The organism is Paraflavisolibacter caeni (assembly GCF_025628885.1).
In the GTDB taxonomy this organism is placed as follows: domain Bacteria; phylum Bacteroidota; class Bacteroidia; order Chitinophagales; family Chitinophagaceae; genus Flavisolibacter; species Flavisolibacter caeni.
In genome coordinates this window covers 583,361-600,132 of the sequence record NZ_JAOTIF010000001.1, presented here as the reverse complement: position 1 = coordinate 600,132, position 16,772 = coordinate 583,361, and the positions used below count along the sequence as shown (strand labels likewise).

The window sequence follows — 16,772 nt, the reverse complement described above, 5'->3', positions numbered from 1 at the left end:
AATAAGTATGCCGGAAAGAGGTAAGGAATTGTTAGTTTTTTGCAGGCTTTCCGACCTCTAAAAAAACAAACGGAAAGGGCTTGCACCCTTTCCGTCGTCATTCATTGCTGAACTTATAATTGCTAAAACAAATTATTGTTTTACAATTTTGTGAGTAGTGATCCGCTCACCATTTCTTACCACCACATAGTAAATACCAGCCTTTAACCCTTTAGCAGGTATACTGTACGAGCTGTTGGTTAACCGTTGTGAAAGCACCATTGCACCACTGGCGTTATACACTTGCAGCGAAGCACCCGCCTGTAACTTGCTTACATTGATGTTGATGTGATGCGCTACAGGATTAGGATAAACCTTAACCTGGTAAGCAGTTGACTCTTCACCAACGTTATGGGAAGAAACCACAGAAGCTATAGCATTGCATCCGCCCAGCCGGTCGCCATGAGCCAAATGATCCTGCACATCTTCTGAAGAAATGCAGATCTCTTTGCCGTTGTGGCAAACCTTCACTTTGCTGTTGTCCTTACCACAGCTTACATCTAAAGTATTGATCACAATAGAGGTAGAAGCAACACACTGGTAAGCATCCTTTACTGTAACAGTATAGGTACCTGCAGCACTCACGGAAATAGACTGATTGGTCTGTCCGTTATTCCACAAGTAAGTGTAAGGCGAAGTGCCACCACCAGCTACAGTATTAATATGAAGCAATGTAGGTCCATAGCCAAGGTAGATGGTGTTCTGTTCATCCACAGCTGGATTCATAGCATATACATCAGGAATGCTAACGGTCAAAGGAGCATTCACCACAATTGTGGTCTGAGCAGTGCTTTCATTTCCATGGCCATCATCAACTACCCAGTTGATGGTACTAGTGCCCACACCAAAGCTACCACTGGCATCAGCGCCGCTTCCACTTCTGGTAGTTGCTCCACTGATGGTATAGCTGATGTTTACCGCGCTGCACTGATCCGTTGCTGTCAATTGAGGAATAGCATAAGTGCCGCTGGTATGATAACACTGTGTGGGCACAGTAGGTATATTCGTAATCACAGGCTTGGTCACATCCTTCACCACCAAAGAACCATTGACATAAGTAATGCGATAGTTGGAAAGGCCTGTACCTAAGGCATTATTGGGAACTATAGGATAAGTACCAACGCCTCCTCCAGTGCTATTGAATGCAACCTGGTTAACGGCATCACCAGATACAAGTCCATCTGCAATAAATGCTGTAGTACCCAGCTCCATAACACTACCACATTCCATAGTCTGGTCAGCAGCAGTAATGGTCAATGGCCTTTGACCAATAGTAATCGTAGCTGTAGCAGAAACCGGAAGATAGTAACTGTTTCCTGCAAAGGACGCCGTAACGGAATAGGTTCCGGCACTTTCAGGAGCACCTTCTAAAACTTGTCCCTTGGCATCTGTATAAGCAAAGCTCACTTCAGGGCTTAGCTTGTCTGCTTCACCACCTGTACCATAAGCAAAACCTGCAGCCGCATGTGACTGCCCATCATAGGTAAAATTGCCACCTTCCAGATGAATAGCAGCCCCGGCTTTGGAATAATTGGTAACACCAAATGAAGAAAACGAGCTGATTCCGGAAACTGTTGCTGTATACGGATCCGCAGTCGTTCCGCTTCCACCAGGTGTTGCAGCCGTGATGTTCCAGTTGCTTCCTGCATACTTCATAACTGCTAATAATTGCGCAAGATCAAATCCACTAGCCTGATCAGCAGCCTGCCATCCGAACTTGGCAGTCACATTGCTTCCGCCTTCAACATCCTCACTGATTTCCCATTGTTTATTCACTACTTTACTTGCATCAGTAACGGGATGGTCAAAGGCATTTTTAACATTTACAGCGAAATTATCGACAGTACCACTGTTGGTTAATACAACCGGGTTATAACTGCTGGATGAAGTACCGATAGGGAAGGTTACAGCTGTTGTTCCTACCGCTCTTTTCAAACTTCCATTTTCTGAGGTTATGAAATAATTCCCTCCCAGGTTCAGGTTGGAAGTTTTCGTAGCATCCACCAATCCTCCATCAGCTATCGTCAACAATACTTTACCGTTGTTGGATGCTGAAGGTGCACTGTTCACAGTATTGAATCCGGTCCCCAGTTTTAAAGTTCCTCCTGAACCTATATTCAGTGATACAACCGATGAAGCATTGGTTGAATAGGCAACCAGGTTGGATGTAGTTGTAGTTGCACTCAGATCTAGTGTACCATTGATATTATAAGTATAATTACCACCAGGATTTGCCGTGCTGGTTCCTGTTGGACTGAATGATCCTGAAGGATGGGTCAGCTTAACGGTTTTTCCGGGATTGATCGTCAGTGTAACGTTCTCGTTCACTGTATTACTGCTGTTATTGTAATATGCCGTAAACGATCCGCTGTTATAAGATAAACTCACATCCTGGTCAAAGATTACCTTCAGTGCATTCGGATTGGCAGGTAACGGACGCAGGCGGGTAATTTTAGATACACCCGAACCTGTCCACAATACAGAAGCACAGGCTGGATTAAATTCCAGGGTGATCAGATCATCCGGGTTGGCATCACCTCCAAATACACCATCATTCTGGATGATCACACTAGCGGCAGAACCGGCACCAATGCGCAGGGTTTGTGAACCTGGTGTTGCCCCATAACCGCCATTGCTTTTAAGAACAGCACCGTTTTCAATGTACAGGCTGTTCACGCCCTTTAATCCATCAATCATTACGGTATGCCCGGCTCTGATGGTAACATTTACATTGCTTGGCTGAACACCTAACCCTTGCAAAACCCACGACTTGGATGATGCACTATATTTTTCCCAGATGGAAGTTGCATTCGTACCATTGCCGCTGGATGCGTTGGTCCAGAAGCCTGAACCAGCAGTCCTGAATTCACCATCTAAAGGAACACTGGGATCAACAATAGCTACATAACTGTTATGGGATGCTAAGCCAGCTTTAGAAGCTTTTACATAGTAATAATAGATGGTTCCTTTTGCAGGCACACCATCAGTAACACTGAAAGCTACGATCTCATCGCTTCCTCCGTTTACTTCATTGATCTTTGTAAAATTGACATTGTCTGTGCTGCGGTATACCTCGTATAACACACCACTCATAGGCCAGCTTAAGTTCCAGCTAAGTGTAGTATTGGAGGCACCTCTCTGAGCACGGAAGTTAGAAACAGCTAATTCAGTGGTAGCAGAACCATTTAATGCAGGGAAAGTAGTAAATGGATTCCACGATCCAAACAGGTTGCTATTTACATAATAAGGCGCAGCTTCTGCATCAGTCAATTGCTTCGACCAGGAAACACGTTGACTAACATCAACAGGATCACCATTGTATTTCCTGCTTTTATATTCTGCATAAGTAATGAGTGAGGTATTAGTTGTGGAATTCCAGACAGACCAACCTGCAGGCATAACCGATGTACCCATTACTGTATTAAGAAACACGGTTTTTGATTCTTTTCCCTGATCATTTTGCCAGGGTCTTCCTAAAGAATAACTGGTAACCCCGCGGTTATTAGGAATTCGGCAATCCCTGAATACTTCACCGTATGTCTGTCCGGGCGGCGTATTGGCCGCAGTAACGTAACCTCCGGAGTTGCCATCAACCCGGTCCCTTCCGTAAATGATACAGGCATCAAATGCCGCTGTCGAAGCACCGAATATAAAGTCAGTATTTCCATCAATGTAACACTCTTTAAAATAGTGCCTTTTGCCATCACCATTGTGCCACACCGTATCCTGGCCACTGATGAAACGGCAATTCTTGAAGGCACAACGGTCACCCACCACATACAAAGCAAGCGCTTGCGGGCCATCTCCTACATAACCGGATGCATTTTCAACAGTAACGCTCATCATGAAAAAGTCACTGGCATTCACTGTAAGAGTTGCAGATGTGCTGGTACCAATCGTAACTCCATTTTCTACTTTACCGGAATAGGAATCCCAGCTAATGATCGTATTGGCAGCACTTTCTCCTATAAAATGTATGAATGGTTTATTAGATGGAATATTGACCTTCTCAACGTATTTACCATTCGTGATATAGATAATGTATGGAGTGGTCCGTCCTGTAGGCGCTGCATTAATAGCAGCCTGGATACTGGTATATTGACCACTGCCATCCAATGCCACCACAGCGTCTGCATTGGCTGGCGTGTAGATAACCACAGGAGCAGTTGTTGCACCGCTTACTGCAATCGTAGCTGCAGTCGCACCATTGCTGCTTGTGGAAATATTCCCTCCGTAGGAGCCCGCCTCAGTAGCATTCAACCTTACAAATGCAGTTTCGTTAACACTGTTATTACTAGGCACAAAACTCAATGATGTACTCCAGGTATTGTCATCATCTGATAATTCAAATCCTGAAGGAACAGTAACCTGTACATTCCCTGAAAGATTGCTACCAGTAACCGTAAACTGTTTGGAAGCAGAAGGCGTACCCACAGTCTGGGAAAACGAACTGATACTGCCTGAAAGAGAAACAGTTGGTACTGATACATTCAAAGTGCTCTGGACTGATACAGCCTGCGAATAGTTAAAGGCCTTATCTGCTGTGAATATATGATAATAGTATGTCGTACTTGCTGCCAATGCAGCTACACTTCCATCATCGGTAAAATTGGTAGCTGTCCCTGTATAGACAACGACATTGTCAGAACCCATCGTATTGCCGGCAACATAAACACCATTGGCATTGGGCACAGGTGCTGTCGCAGAAGTGCTCCGCACTACAACATAACCACCACCATCAAAGCCACTGGCAGGAGCTTGCCAGCTAACAGCAATATTGTTGACATCAACACTTTTGTTAGCAGCTGGCGATATTACGGCATCCGGAGCTGTAACATCAAATGAATTTCCGGGATAAATTACATAGTCGTCAATATCAAAAAACGGGGATTGCGGATTTTCCACTTTAACACCGCCAAATGTATTCGTAACAGTTACGCCACTTTGGGTGGTCATTACACCGCGGAAAACTACCCAGTCGGATAAAGCTGTACTATGCAGCACCACATCTTTCTGAGATGTGGTAGTTCCGGTGCTGCCACTCATGCCACCTACTATACTATTATAACCACTCAGGGATAAACTTCCAGCTCCGGCACTGGCAGCTTTCTTATACCAGAACTGCACCACATAACTGGTGCCTGCCTGCAAAGTGGGAGATGTTAATACAGGTGATACCAGGTATTTAACACTGGTACTGGAGCCATTCCAATGCATTACTTTAGAACCTGTACGTGCACCGCTACTCAGTATTTGAAAATTAGAAGAAGCTTCCCATTTAGACGTTGAAGTATGAGAAGACACTGTAGCATAAGAACCTGGAGTCTGGTTTTCAAAACCACCATCCATATCCGGGAAAGCACCTATTGGTTTGCTTTGCACTAAAGGCGCAGGCACCGACGTTGTTCCATTCACTGCAAAACTAAGTGTAGGAGCGCCACCGCCGGAAGCGACAATATTTCCGGAATAAGCTCCGGTAGCCGCTGCATTCAGGCGCACACTGATCGTAGTGGAAGAAACAGCTCCTTCATTGGCTGTTAAACTTACACTATTGCTCCAGTTGATGCCATCAGTAGATACTTGGTAATTGGCTGGCGCCGAAATGGTGATATTACCGGTAAGATGTGCACCGGAAACAATAAACGTCTGCACGGCAGAAGGAGCGCCAGTTGTTTGTGCAAAACTGCTGAAACTTGGATTGGCATATATCACCGGATCGGTATTGACAACCGGATTGGTAAGGCTGTTCAGGTAATTTTCCAAATTAGTGAAACCATTTGCAGCGACAATACCCCGGTCATCGGAACTATTGAGATTTAAGCCATTGGCAGTTTCCCAGCTGTCAGGCATACCATCATGGTCACTATCCACTGGAGCCGCCGTAGCATTCAGGTTGGGCCAGGCCGTCACCGTCTGCTCATATGGCGTTCCATGGGGATATCCACCTTGCACATCAATGATGCGCCCCGTGCGGTTGCGCACATTGTTTACAATCCTTTGGTCCAAGGTATCTCGATTAGGCAGGGAACAACCCGAACCCTGCAATACCGATTCATAAGCATCCGTAGCCGATTGCGTGGTCACAGGATACCCTAATTCAAAAGCACTGTAAGACCGCACGGTAGCCAGATCTGCAGACCCGCCCTGCGGCACTACACCCCCGGACCAGTTGTCCGCAGTATAGGCAGCAGAACCATCTACATAGTTGCCCTCCACAAACCACTTGCCATAAGGAGTAGAGGTACCATAACTGGGATTACAAATCCGGTAGCGCACCCCACTGCTGGTATTGGGGCCATACTTGTAATAGTTGTTCACCACATTGTAATTGCCCCCATCACCCCCATACACGTTATTGATACCCCAGTTGTAAATAACGTTATTGCGGAAATCCACATTCTCCACCCCTACCGTGTTGGGGCTGTAAGTGCTGATACCGGCAAAGCGGGGGTTGCGGTTTCTACAGTGGGCAATGAGGTTGTGGTGCATCGTGCCTCTCTTGGCCCCCCAGATACCCCCATAGCCATGCTGCTCATAGTCCACATCCCCGGTTTCAAAGTGGTAGGAGTAGTTCAGGGGCTCAGAAACCATACACCACTGGATGGTGAGGTTGTCCCCCCTATAAATGGTCAGGGCCTCGTCCGAGCTCCAGCTCACCGAGCAGTGGTCGATGATAAGATTATTGGACCCCAGGGCACCAAAGGCATCATCGCCTCCACTGCCATCCACCGGGTTGCCATTGGCATCCAGCTTCTTTTGGTTTTTGTCCCCCATTCGGAAGCGCATATAACGTACAATGACATGGTCGCCACTGATGGAGACAGGGTGGTCGGCTACACAAATACCATCACCAGGAGCGGTTTGACCAGCTATCGTGGTATTGGCCTTAATGCTCAATTTGGAATTCAGGTGGATGGTGCCTGATACCCGGAACACCACGGTGCGGTAGGTAGCCGGGGCTGTGAGGGCATAGCGCAAACTGCCGGGCAGTCCGTCATCACTGAGGTTGGTGACCTCAAAAACGGTGGTGGGCGTAGAGGGTGTCCCCCTACCCCCGGTGGTATACATACCAGACCCCTCCGCTCCGGGGAAGGCAATCTGTTGCGCATTGATTGTGCTCGCCCTGAATAGGCCCAGCACAATCAATAAATAAAACAATAGCAGCTTACTGCGTGTGTAAAACATACAATCTATAGGTTTTGATTTAAAACTCGTTGATGACTAAATGGTGAATGAAACTTTCTAATAGCACACGATTACACAGATAGCAACCATCTCTTAAAAACAGGCAATACTTTGCATATCCTCAGATTCACATCCAGGAATTTGTAGAATAATAAAACTATATGGACAGCCTGGTAGTACTTGCTAAAATTGAATGAGAAAACAAATGGTTCGAATTCTGTAAACGGATATAAACAGATGAACCCTTATGCCTAGGTAATATCATAGATTAACTGTAAGGAATAGGTCTTCTTGAAATATTACATTCAAATAATCCCGGGAACATATCTCTAATCATCTATTATAAAACAGCTTTGACCCGGAATTCAAAGAATTGCAAATTCAAATTCATTCAATCCTTCTGGATGATGCGATTGATGCACAGGTAATTTTGTGATATTAAATGAAGAATTAAGATCAGGTTTCTAAGTAAGCATATGGATTATAACAAGAAGGTGAAATGAAAGGGAACTTTGTCTTAAACTTAATTTTCGTTCCCTCTTGATAAGACATAGGGTTCGGAAGACACCAGCATAACGATGTCTGGGCAAAAGCAATCAATTTCATAATTGTGTATTCGGTTAGAGTTAATAATGATCAGATCATTTGCTCTTCACTAACTCAAGCATGAACGGAAGTGATCACAACTCGTCCAATTTTATATTGAGTCTCCACCACAATGATTAAAGACGCAATGTTTTGAAAATAGGGGTACCTACCATTCAATTATTTTTAAAATTTTCAAACCAGATACCCACCACTCTCCTACTCAGCCCCCCTTCACTCCAAACCTCAAACTCCAAACTTCAAACTCCAAACCTCAAAATTCCGAAATCCCAATATCCCCTCTTAAACCTCTCATCCTTCCTCCACCATCTTTCCTCCCCAAATTCCCTTTCCCCTGTTTATCTTTGCGGCCTTTAGAAAATATATACAATGACCATCTCCTACAATTGGCTGAGCGAATATTTACCCGTTAAGATCGACCCCGAACGACTTTCCCGCATCCTGACCTCCATTGGTCTCGAGGTGGAAAAGATGGAAGTGTTTGAAGAAGTAAAGGGAGGACTCAAGGGCCTTGTCATTGGCGAAGTGCTCGAAACTGAAAAGCACCCCAATGCCGACAAACTGACCGTAACCAAAGTATCTACAGGCGGAAAAGAACCCCTCCAGATCGTTTGCGGCGCTCCCAACGTAGCTGCCGGCCAGAAAGTAGTAGTGGCTACCGTAGGCACCACTATCCACCCTACTGCCGGAGATTCCCTGACCATGAAAATCGCAAAGATCCGCGGTGTGGAAAGCTACGGCATGATCTGCGCTGAAGACGAGCTTGGCCTGGGCACTTCCCATGCCGGTATTATGGTCCTGAACGCCGACGCCAAAGTGGGCCAAACAGCCGAAGAGTACTTCAAACCTTATACAGATATTATATATGAAATAGGCCTTACCCCCAACCGCATGGACGCCATGAGCCATTGGGGCGTGGCCCGCGATGTTTGCGCCTATATCACCCACCACGACAAAAAAGAAGCTAGACCGGTAATGCCGTCAGCTCCTTTCAAAGTGGACAATCAGTCACTGAAAATCAGTGTAAGCGTAGAAAATGAGAATGCCTGTAAACGTTACGCTGGCGTTTGCATCAGCAACATCAAGGTACAGGATTCACCAAAGTGGTTGCAAAACAAATTGAAAGCCATCGGCCTGCGCCCTATTAATAATATAGTAGACATCACCAATTTCATCCAGCACGAAACCGGCCAACCGCTGCACGCCTTCGATTATAACGAGATCAAAGGCAGCAAAGTGGTGGTAAATACATTACCGGAAGGCACGCCTTTCGTTACCCTGGATGAAAAGGAAAGAAAACTGAGCTCCGAAGACCTGATGATCTGCGACGCAGAGGAGGGCATGTGCATTGCCGGCGTTTTCGGCGGCCTGCATTCAGGTGTGTCCGAAAAAACCACTAACATCTTCCTGGAAAGTGCCTGGTTCGATCCTACTTTCATTAGGAAAACTTCTTTCCGCCACAACCTGCGGACCGATGCGGCTACCCGCTTCGAAAAAGGCGTGGACATTTCCAATACGGTTAGTGTGTTGAAACGTGCAGCGGCTTTAATGAAAGAAATAGCCGGAGGAGAAATTGCATCCGATATAGTAGATATCTACCCTGATCCCCAGCCCAAACAGCAGATCGTTTTCAAATTCCAGTACCTGAAAAAGTTGAGCGGCAAGAACTACCACCCGCAAACGATCAGGAATATCCTGCAAAGCCTGGGATTCACCATTCTTCGTGAAGATATCGACGCCCTGTTCCTGGAAGTTCCTTATCACAAACACGACATCAGCATCCAGGCCGACCTGGTGGAAGAGATTCTGCGGATCGATGGTCTGGATAATGTGACCATCCCAACCTCTATTACCATCACACCTGCAATTGAAGAAAACAAAGGTGCTGACCAACTGAAAGAAAAGATAGCGGGTATATTGGTGGGTAACGGCTTCAACGAGATCCTGACCAACTCCATTACCAATTCTAAATATTTTACAGAGCTGGAACTGAGCCAAACCGTAAAACTGCTCAACAACCTTAGTATCGAACTGGATGTAATGCGTCCCGCCATGCTGCCTACAGCTTTGGAAGTCATCGCCTTCAACCAGAACAGGAAAAACAACGACCTCAAGTTCTTTGAGTGGGGTAAAACGTACAAATCCGCAGAAGTGGGCAAATATGAAGAAACCTCCCATTTCTGTATCTATTTGACAGGTGCCATGGTTGAAAACCATTGGAAAGGAAAGGGCAAACCCGCCGACATCTACTACCTGAAAGGAATCGTGGAAGCAGTATTCCGGGCTGCCGGTGTTACGGTTTCCTTCGCCACCGGGGGAAGCACAAATAGTTTGGAATTAGCCATTACTGGTTCAGCAAACGGTACCAGGCTGGTAGAAATGGGTAAGATATCCGGCAAAACAGCACACAAGTTCGACATCAAGCAGACTGTTTTCTATGCGGACATCAACTGGGACGTGTTGGTAAACCTGTCTTTGAAAAAGAAGATCAGCTACACAGAAATATCCAAGTTCCCTGCAGTAGAAAGAGACCTGGCCATCGTAGTTCCAAAAGACTTGAAGTACGAAGCCATCAAAGGTCAGTTGGACAAGTTACGTCTCAACAAGCTGCAGCACATCCAGCTGTTCGATGTGTTTGAAAGTGAGAAACTCGGTGCCGGCAAAAAATCCATGGCCGTCAATTTCACCTTCCTCGATGAGGAGAAAACCCTCACCGACAAGGAAATCGACTCCTGGATGAATAAAATAATGACAACGCTCGAAAAAGAACTCGGCGCAGAGATCAGGAAATAATTAACCAGGCAGAGGCTTGCCATAGGAATACGATTGATCGCTCCTTTGACAAGCCTCCGTTTTATAATCAATCCTTTTATTTTCAGGCGCCCTGGAAAACACTTTTTCAAATTAGTTTTAGAATATAGTAAGAGCAAACTAATGAATGAAACTTCAAATAACGAAGAATATAAAAGCTCCCCTTCAGGCCCCGTTCCTCCAAAACGAGTGACTGAAGAAAACAATCAGGGAGACACCACCTCCGAATCTGGTGGCGTAGATGCTCAATTCAATATAATCAGCGGAAAGCTGCAGCAATTAGCCAGGAAGCAAAACCGCTTGCAGAAGGAAAACGAACAACTCAGGCAGGAACTGGAAGAAAGCCGTAAAAAACAGGTTTCCTACGAAAAAAAGATCATGGAAGTGGAGCACCGCATCACCGTTCTGAAGCTGGGCTCAGGAGATATGGCCGAAAAAGACAAAAAGCAATTTGAGAAAACTTTGAATCAATACATCCGGGAAATCGACAAATGCATAGCTTTTCTAAGCCAATAATCCCATTTCACGCCCCTTATTATAATATTATTACAATAGTACAATATGAACAATCTCATACCCACCAACTTAGTCATAGGCGATCGCACCTATAGAGTAAAAATTCACCCCAAAGACGAAGAGGTAGTACGCAAAACCGTAAAAACCATCAACGATAAAATAGTAGAATACAAAACCCAGTTTGCCGGCAAAGACCTCCAGGATTATATTGCCATGGTCCTCGTTTGGTTTGCTACCGAACAAAACGCAGCTATCTCCAACCAGGTAAACCTCGACAATGTGAGCAGCCGCCTCCAAACCCTCGAGCGCATGATCGACGACGCCCTTGAAGACAAAGAATAATTTTACCAAACCTCATAAACTCACCCCCACCATCCTTTGTTGCTCCGCCGTACCTACTCCGTATCTAAGGCATACCTGAGCCTATAAAGCCTTATCTGAGCTATCCATCTAATATTTAATTACTTCAGCATCCCTAAATTCCCTTCACTCCAAACCCCAAACCTCAAAAACTTAAATCCTCTCTACCCTCTATCATCTCTCATCTACCACCTACCTTCTATCATCTTCCCTCCCTCCATTCGTCATTCCTAATATGCCTTATAGTAATCTTATAGAAAACTTACAGTAAAGTTATAGTAAACTTATAGTAGAGTTATAGTAAACATTAGCCGTACATGCTAACTACATCCTCCTCGACCACTCCTCTACTACTCCGGATCAACCCCGTATCTACCATATACCTACGCCCTACTATCCCCTTATCCAACCCACCCATACCTTCAGTATAGCTGAAGCATACTTACAGTATACCTGAAGCACGAAACAGATTTTGACCCCTCTCTTAACCCTAACTTATACCCCTACATCCTATTATCCCAATATCCAATATCTCCCCTCTTAAAGTGCAGCAACAATTCCGTTCAGGCACCAGGACGCCCCTCTTTATGCTCTAGGGTATGAATTCCTTTCCTATCATTGAACAGACTTTGTATCTTCGCCAACCTACTGCTTTTCAGCAGTATGTATTATTTTTAACTATATAAGAACAAACAATTTTTCAAAACCGATTAAATGGACTCAATTATTCTGTCTATAATTGTTGCGATTGTTGCCTTGGTTGCCGGAATTATAGCCGGCAAATTCATCTTTGCAAAAGATACCCGGCAAAGGGTCGAAGAGGCCGAACAGCATGCCCAAAACATCATCAGGGAAGCCGAGTTAAGAGCGGAAACTACTAGAAAAGAAAAAGAATTGGCCGCTAAAGAAAAGTTCGTACAACTTAAAGTGGAGCATGAAAGAGAGGTTACAGAACGGAACCGCAAACTGAGCGAAAGTGAGAACCGCATCCGCCAGAAAGAATCTTCCTTGAATCAGAAAGCAGACCAGTTGGACAAGCAGATCAAAGAAAACGAAGCGATCAAGCAAAACCTGAACAAGCAGATTGAAGTGGTAAGCCTGAAACAGGCAGAACTGGACAAGCATCAGGAAGAGCAAACCCGTCGTTTGGAAAAGATCTCTGGCTTAACAGCCGAGGAAGCAAAGGCTCAATTGGTTGAAAGTCTGAAACAGGAAGCCCACTCCCAAGCCCTCGCTTTACAGCAGGATATCGTAGACGAAGCAAAGCAAAAGGCCAACAAAGAAGCTCGCAAAATTATTATCCAAAGCATTCAACGCACAGCCGCTGAACAGGCAATCGAAAATGCCATCACCGTATTTAACCTGGAAAGCGACGAGATCAAAGGCCAGATCATTGGCCGTGAGGGTCGCAACATCCGCGCTATTGAAGCAGCCACTGGTGTTGACCTGATCGTAGATGATACTCCGGAGGCCATTGTCCTCTCCTGCTTTGATCCCCTGCGTCGTGAAATCGCCCGTTTAAGCTTGCAGCGTCTTGTGGCTGACGGCCGTATTCACCCTGCCCGTATCGAAGAAGTGGTAGAAAAAACCCGCCGCCAACTGGAAGAGCAGGTGATGGATATTGGCGAACGCACTGTGATCGAGTTAGGCATCCACGGTCTTCACAAAGAACTGGTGCGCATGGTTGGTAAAATGCGTTTCCGCTCCTCTTATGGCCAAAACCTGTTGATGCACAGCCGTGAAGTGGCCAATCTTTGTGCCGTAATGGCTTCTGAGCTCGGCTTGAACCCCAAGCTGGCTAAAAGGGCTGGTCTACTGCACGATATTGGTAAAGTTCCTGATGAAGAAACAGAATTAAGCCATGCCTTGTTGGGAGCTAAACTGGCCGAGAAGTATGGTGAAAACCCTGCAATTGTAAACGCCATCGGCGCCCACCACGACGAAATGGAAATGCAGTATGTCATCTCTCCTATCGTCCAGGCCTGTGACGCCATTAGTGGTGCACGCCCTGGTGCCCGCCGCGAGATCATGCAGCAGTACCTCCAGCGCATTAAAGAACTGGAAAACCTGGCTACTAAATACAATGGAGTGGAAAAAGCCTACGCCATTCAGGCCGGCCGCGAGTTGCGTGTCATTGTAGAGGCAGACAAAGTTTCTGACCAGGAAAGTGAACGCCTTTCATTTGAAATTGCCCAGAAGATCCAGACCGAAATGACCTATCCCGGCCAAATTAAGGTAACTGTGATCAGGGAAAAACGAGCAGTGAACGTAGCTAAATAAAGACCCTTATAAATAAGAAGCCCTTAGCTTGAAATGAGCTAAGGGCTTCTTATTTACGAATTATATACAACCCCGCATCCCTCCGGTCATCAGAGACCTCCCCTATTTTATTTACCATCCTCATCACAGCCTTCAACCATTGCCATCCCCGCCCAGAGTCATTTTAACACCAATTCACCTCCCTTTGCCTCCTGCACTTTTCCAAATTCCTAAGTAGAATCCTGCTCCCCCTCGTCCGTTTTAAATTCTATCTTTTACATTTATCTTTTCATTATTCACATTTTTTTCAACTTCACCTATCGTAATATCAATCTTTCCCCTTACCTTTGCCGTCCTTAAAATTTCATGTTATGAACTCCGCGGTGCAATATGTTCACGAGCAGTTAACCGGTAAAAAAGTATTTCCGAAGTTTAAAGCAGGCGATAACATTACTGTTAATTATAAAATTATTGAAGGAAGCAAAGAAAGAATCCAATCCTTCAAAGGCGATGTAATCAAAGTACAAGGCCAGGGTTCTACAGCTACCTTTACTGTGCGTAAAATCTCTGACGGTATTGGTGTTGAAAGATTATTCCCTTTCTTTTCTCCTAATATCGACTCTATCGAGTTGAATAAATCAGGTCGTGTGCGTCGTGCTAAACTTTTCTACCAACGTGAACGCAGCGGTAAGAGCGCAAGGATTAAAGAGAAAAAGAGAGCTACAGTGGCAGCAGCTACAGCTTAAGCCTTTGTTAATATTTTTGAAAGCGGAAGAACTATCTTCCGCTTTTTGTTTTTAGCAATCAAACTGATTGTACATTGCTCCTTATTATTTTTATAACTTTGTAATCATCTCTTTACAAATAAATTTATAATTTATGAGCCTTGGTTGGAACGAAATTCTGCTTATCCTCCTGGTTGTACTCCTGTTATTTGGTGGCAAAAAAATACCCGAACTGATGCGTGGCCTTGGTAAAGGTATCCGTGAATTCAATGATGCCAAAAGCAATGTGCGCAAGGAACTGGAAGAAGGCATGAATGAAAAAGAAAGACAAACAACGTCTTCTACTACGCAACCTTAATATCCAACATTGGGATGTTAAGTGAAGAGGGCATTAGCAGCTTATACAACCGACTAAGCGCTTGTTAATATTTATTAAAGCGGAAGAAAATCTTCCGCTTTTTGCTTTTATAAACAAATGAGTCTGTAACTTGCTTCCTGTTAAAAAAATGTTTTCATCTTTTCAAATCCTTTATTTATGAGCCTTGGCGGAAGTGAAATCTTACTAATCCTGGCAGCCGTGTTATTGTTATTTGGTGGTAAAAAAATACCTGAACTCATGCGTGGTTTAGGGAAAGGTATGCGTGAATTCAATGATGCCAAAAACAATATCCGTAAAGAAATAGAAGATGGCATCAATGTAAAAGATACCCAGGAGGCACCGCCGAAACAAGCATAAATTATTATAGAATTCCAGTGTCGTTTAGTTATGTTTCTCGCAAAGCCTAACTAAACGACATTTATTTTAAAATACATTCTTAACTGTTCACTGCTTAATATATCACTTTGTTTTCCTATACATCTATCCCGCAATATCAGTCGCAACTAAAGACCGGAGCAGTTACCTGCGTACAAGCTGTAAAGCATTATTTAGAAAATATCGAACAACAGAAGCACCTGAATGCTTTTGTGGAAGTTTTTGGTGAAGAGGCATTGAAAAGAGCTGCGGAGTTAGACGCCTTACCAGCAAATGCTGAAAAAGGCAAACTTCATGGAGTGGTTATAGGAATCAAAGATGTTATTTGCTACAAAAACCATCATGTTACTGCGGCATCAAACATCCTGAAAGATTTCACTTCTCTTTATTCTTCTACAGCGGTACAGAGACTGCTCAATGAAGGAGCCATCATTATTGGCCGGCAAAACTGCGACGAGTTTGGTATGGGTTCTACCAACGAAAACTCGGCCTACGGACCGGCACTGAACCCTGTTCAGAATGATGTAGTTCCGGGAGGCTCTTCAGGCGGTAGCGCGGCAGCCGTGAAAGCCGGATTGTGTATGGCTTCCTTAGGTACAGACACAGGTGGTTCAGTGCGCTTACCAGCTGATTTCTGCGGCATTGTTGGTGTAAAGCCTACTTATGGACGGGTGTCCCGTCATGGGCTGATCGCTTACGCTTCTTCTTTTGACCAGATTGGAGTTCTGGCCAGCAATGTAGAAGATGCAGCCTTGATCCTGGAGGTAATTGCCGGAAAAGATGAGTTTGATAGCACAGTTTCAGTAAAAGAAGTAGGTCCATACAGCTCGGTTTCAATTGAAAGCGATCGCAAATACCGAATCGCCTATTTTCCGGAGTGGCTGGAGCATCCTTCGGTAGACCCTGAAATATCTTCACAACTGCAGAACCTGCTCACATCCCTGAAAGAAAAGGGCCACCAGGTAGAACCAGTCCATTTCAAACTGACGGAATATATTGTTCCGACCTATTATATCCTGACCACGGCAGAGGCATCTTCCAACTTATCCCGTTTCGACGGAGTTCGCTATGGGTACCAGGAGAAGAAATCATTCGGCGAGCTCACGGACTTTTATAAGCAGAACCGTTCAGCAGGCTTTGGAAAGGAAGTAAAACGTCGTATTATGCTGGGAACATTTGTGCTTAGCGCAGGTTATTACGATGCTTACTTCACCAAAGCTCAGCAGGTAAGGCGCCTTTTACAACAGCAAACAGAGGAAATCTTCAGGGACTTTGATATTATTCTGGCCCCCACCTCCCCTACAACAGCCTACAAATCAGGTGAAAAGATCAAGGACCCGCTGGCTATGTACATGGGAGACATTTTCACTGTTTTTGCCAACCTTGCCGGCATTCCGGCCGTCAGTTTGCCACTTTTTAACCATTCCAATACACTTCCTTTTGGTGTTCAGGCAATGGCAAATCGATTTGATGAAGTATCTTTGCTACGCTTTTCGCATCTGTTAATGAAGTGAAAG

Annotated in this window: 9 protein-coding genes; 8 read left to right on the top strand and 1 reads right to left on the bottom strand. The window is 45.0% G+C overall.

All coding sequences use genetic code 11. The features are described 5' to 3' along the window. Positions 1-132: 132 nt before the first annotated feature. Positions 133-7,224: a pectinesterase family protein gene (locus OCK74_RS02515; RefSeq protein ID WP_279295409.1), complete on the bottom strand. Its 7,092-nt coding sequence runs from the start codon at positions 7,222-7,224 to the stop codon at positions 133-135. Between the two features lie 975 nt (positions 7,225-8,199). Between OCK74_RS02515 and pheT the strand changes: the two genes are divergently transcribed. From pheT to gatA, 8 genes are all read left to right on the top strand, one after another. Further along, complete coding sequence (pheT, locus tag OCK74_RS02510; RefSeq protein WP_279295408.1) at positions 8,200-10,623, top strand: phenylalanine--tRNA ligase subunit beta; 2,424 nt, start codon at positions 8,200-8,202, stop codon at positions 10,621-10,623. A 141-nt stretch (positions 10,624-10,764) separates the two neighbouring features. Beyond that, on the top strand, positions 10,765-11,157 hold the full coding sequence (locus OCK74_RS02505) for a hypothetical protein (protein WP_279295407.1): 393 nt from the start codon (positions 10,765-10,767) through the stop codon (positions 11,155-11,157). Between the two features lie 45 nt (positions 11,158-11,202). Further along, the gene (locus OCK74_RS02500) at positions 11,203-11,499 is read left to right on the top strand and encodes a cell division protein ZapA (RefSeq protein WP_279295406.1); all 297 of its coding nucleotides are present in this window, start codon (positions 11,203-11,205) and stop codon (positions 11,497-11,499) included. Between the two features lie 732 nt (positions 11,500-12,231). Continuing rightward, positions 12,232-13,797, top strand: a complete 1,566-nt coding sequence (rny, locus tag OCK74_RS02495) for a ribonuclease Y (protein ID WP_279295405.1) — start codon at positions 12,232-12,234, stop codon at positions 13,795-13,797. Positions 13,798-14,147: 350 nt separating this feature from the next. Next, complete coding sequence (rplS, locus tag OCK74_RS02490) at positions 14,148-14,522, top strand: 50S ribosomal protein L19 (RefSeq protein ID WP_279295404.1); 375 nt, start codon at positions 14,148-14,150, stop codon at positions 14,520-14,522. 133 nt (positions 14,523-14,655) lie between these two features. Then, positions 14,656-14,859 carry a Sec-independent protein translocase subunit TatA/TatB gene (locus OCK74_RS02485; RefSeq protein WP_279295403.1) on the top strand — a complete coding sequence of 68 codons (204 nt, stop codon included), beginning with the start codon at positions 14,656-14,658 and terminating at the stop codon, positions 14,857-14,859. Between the two features lie 177 nt (positions 14,860-15,036). Then, positions 15,037-15,237: a Sec-independent protein translocase subunit TatA/TatB gene (locus OCK74_RS02480; RefSeq protein WP_279295402.1), complete on the top strand. Its 201-nt coding sequence runs from the start codon at positions 15,037-15,039 to the stop codon at positions 15,235-15,237. 107 nt (positions 15,238-15,344) lie between these two features. Then, entirely contained in the window at positions 15,345-16,769 is a 1,425-nt protein-coding gene (gene gatA / locus OCK74_RS02475; protein WP_279295401.1) for an Asp-tRNA(Asn)/Glu-tRNA(Gln) amidotransferase subunit GatA, read from the top strand. Positions 16,770-16,772: the final 3 nt, after the last annotated feature.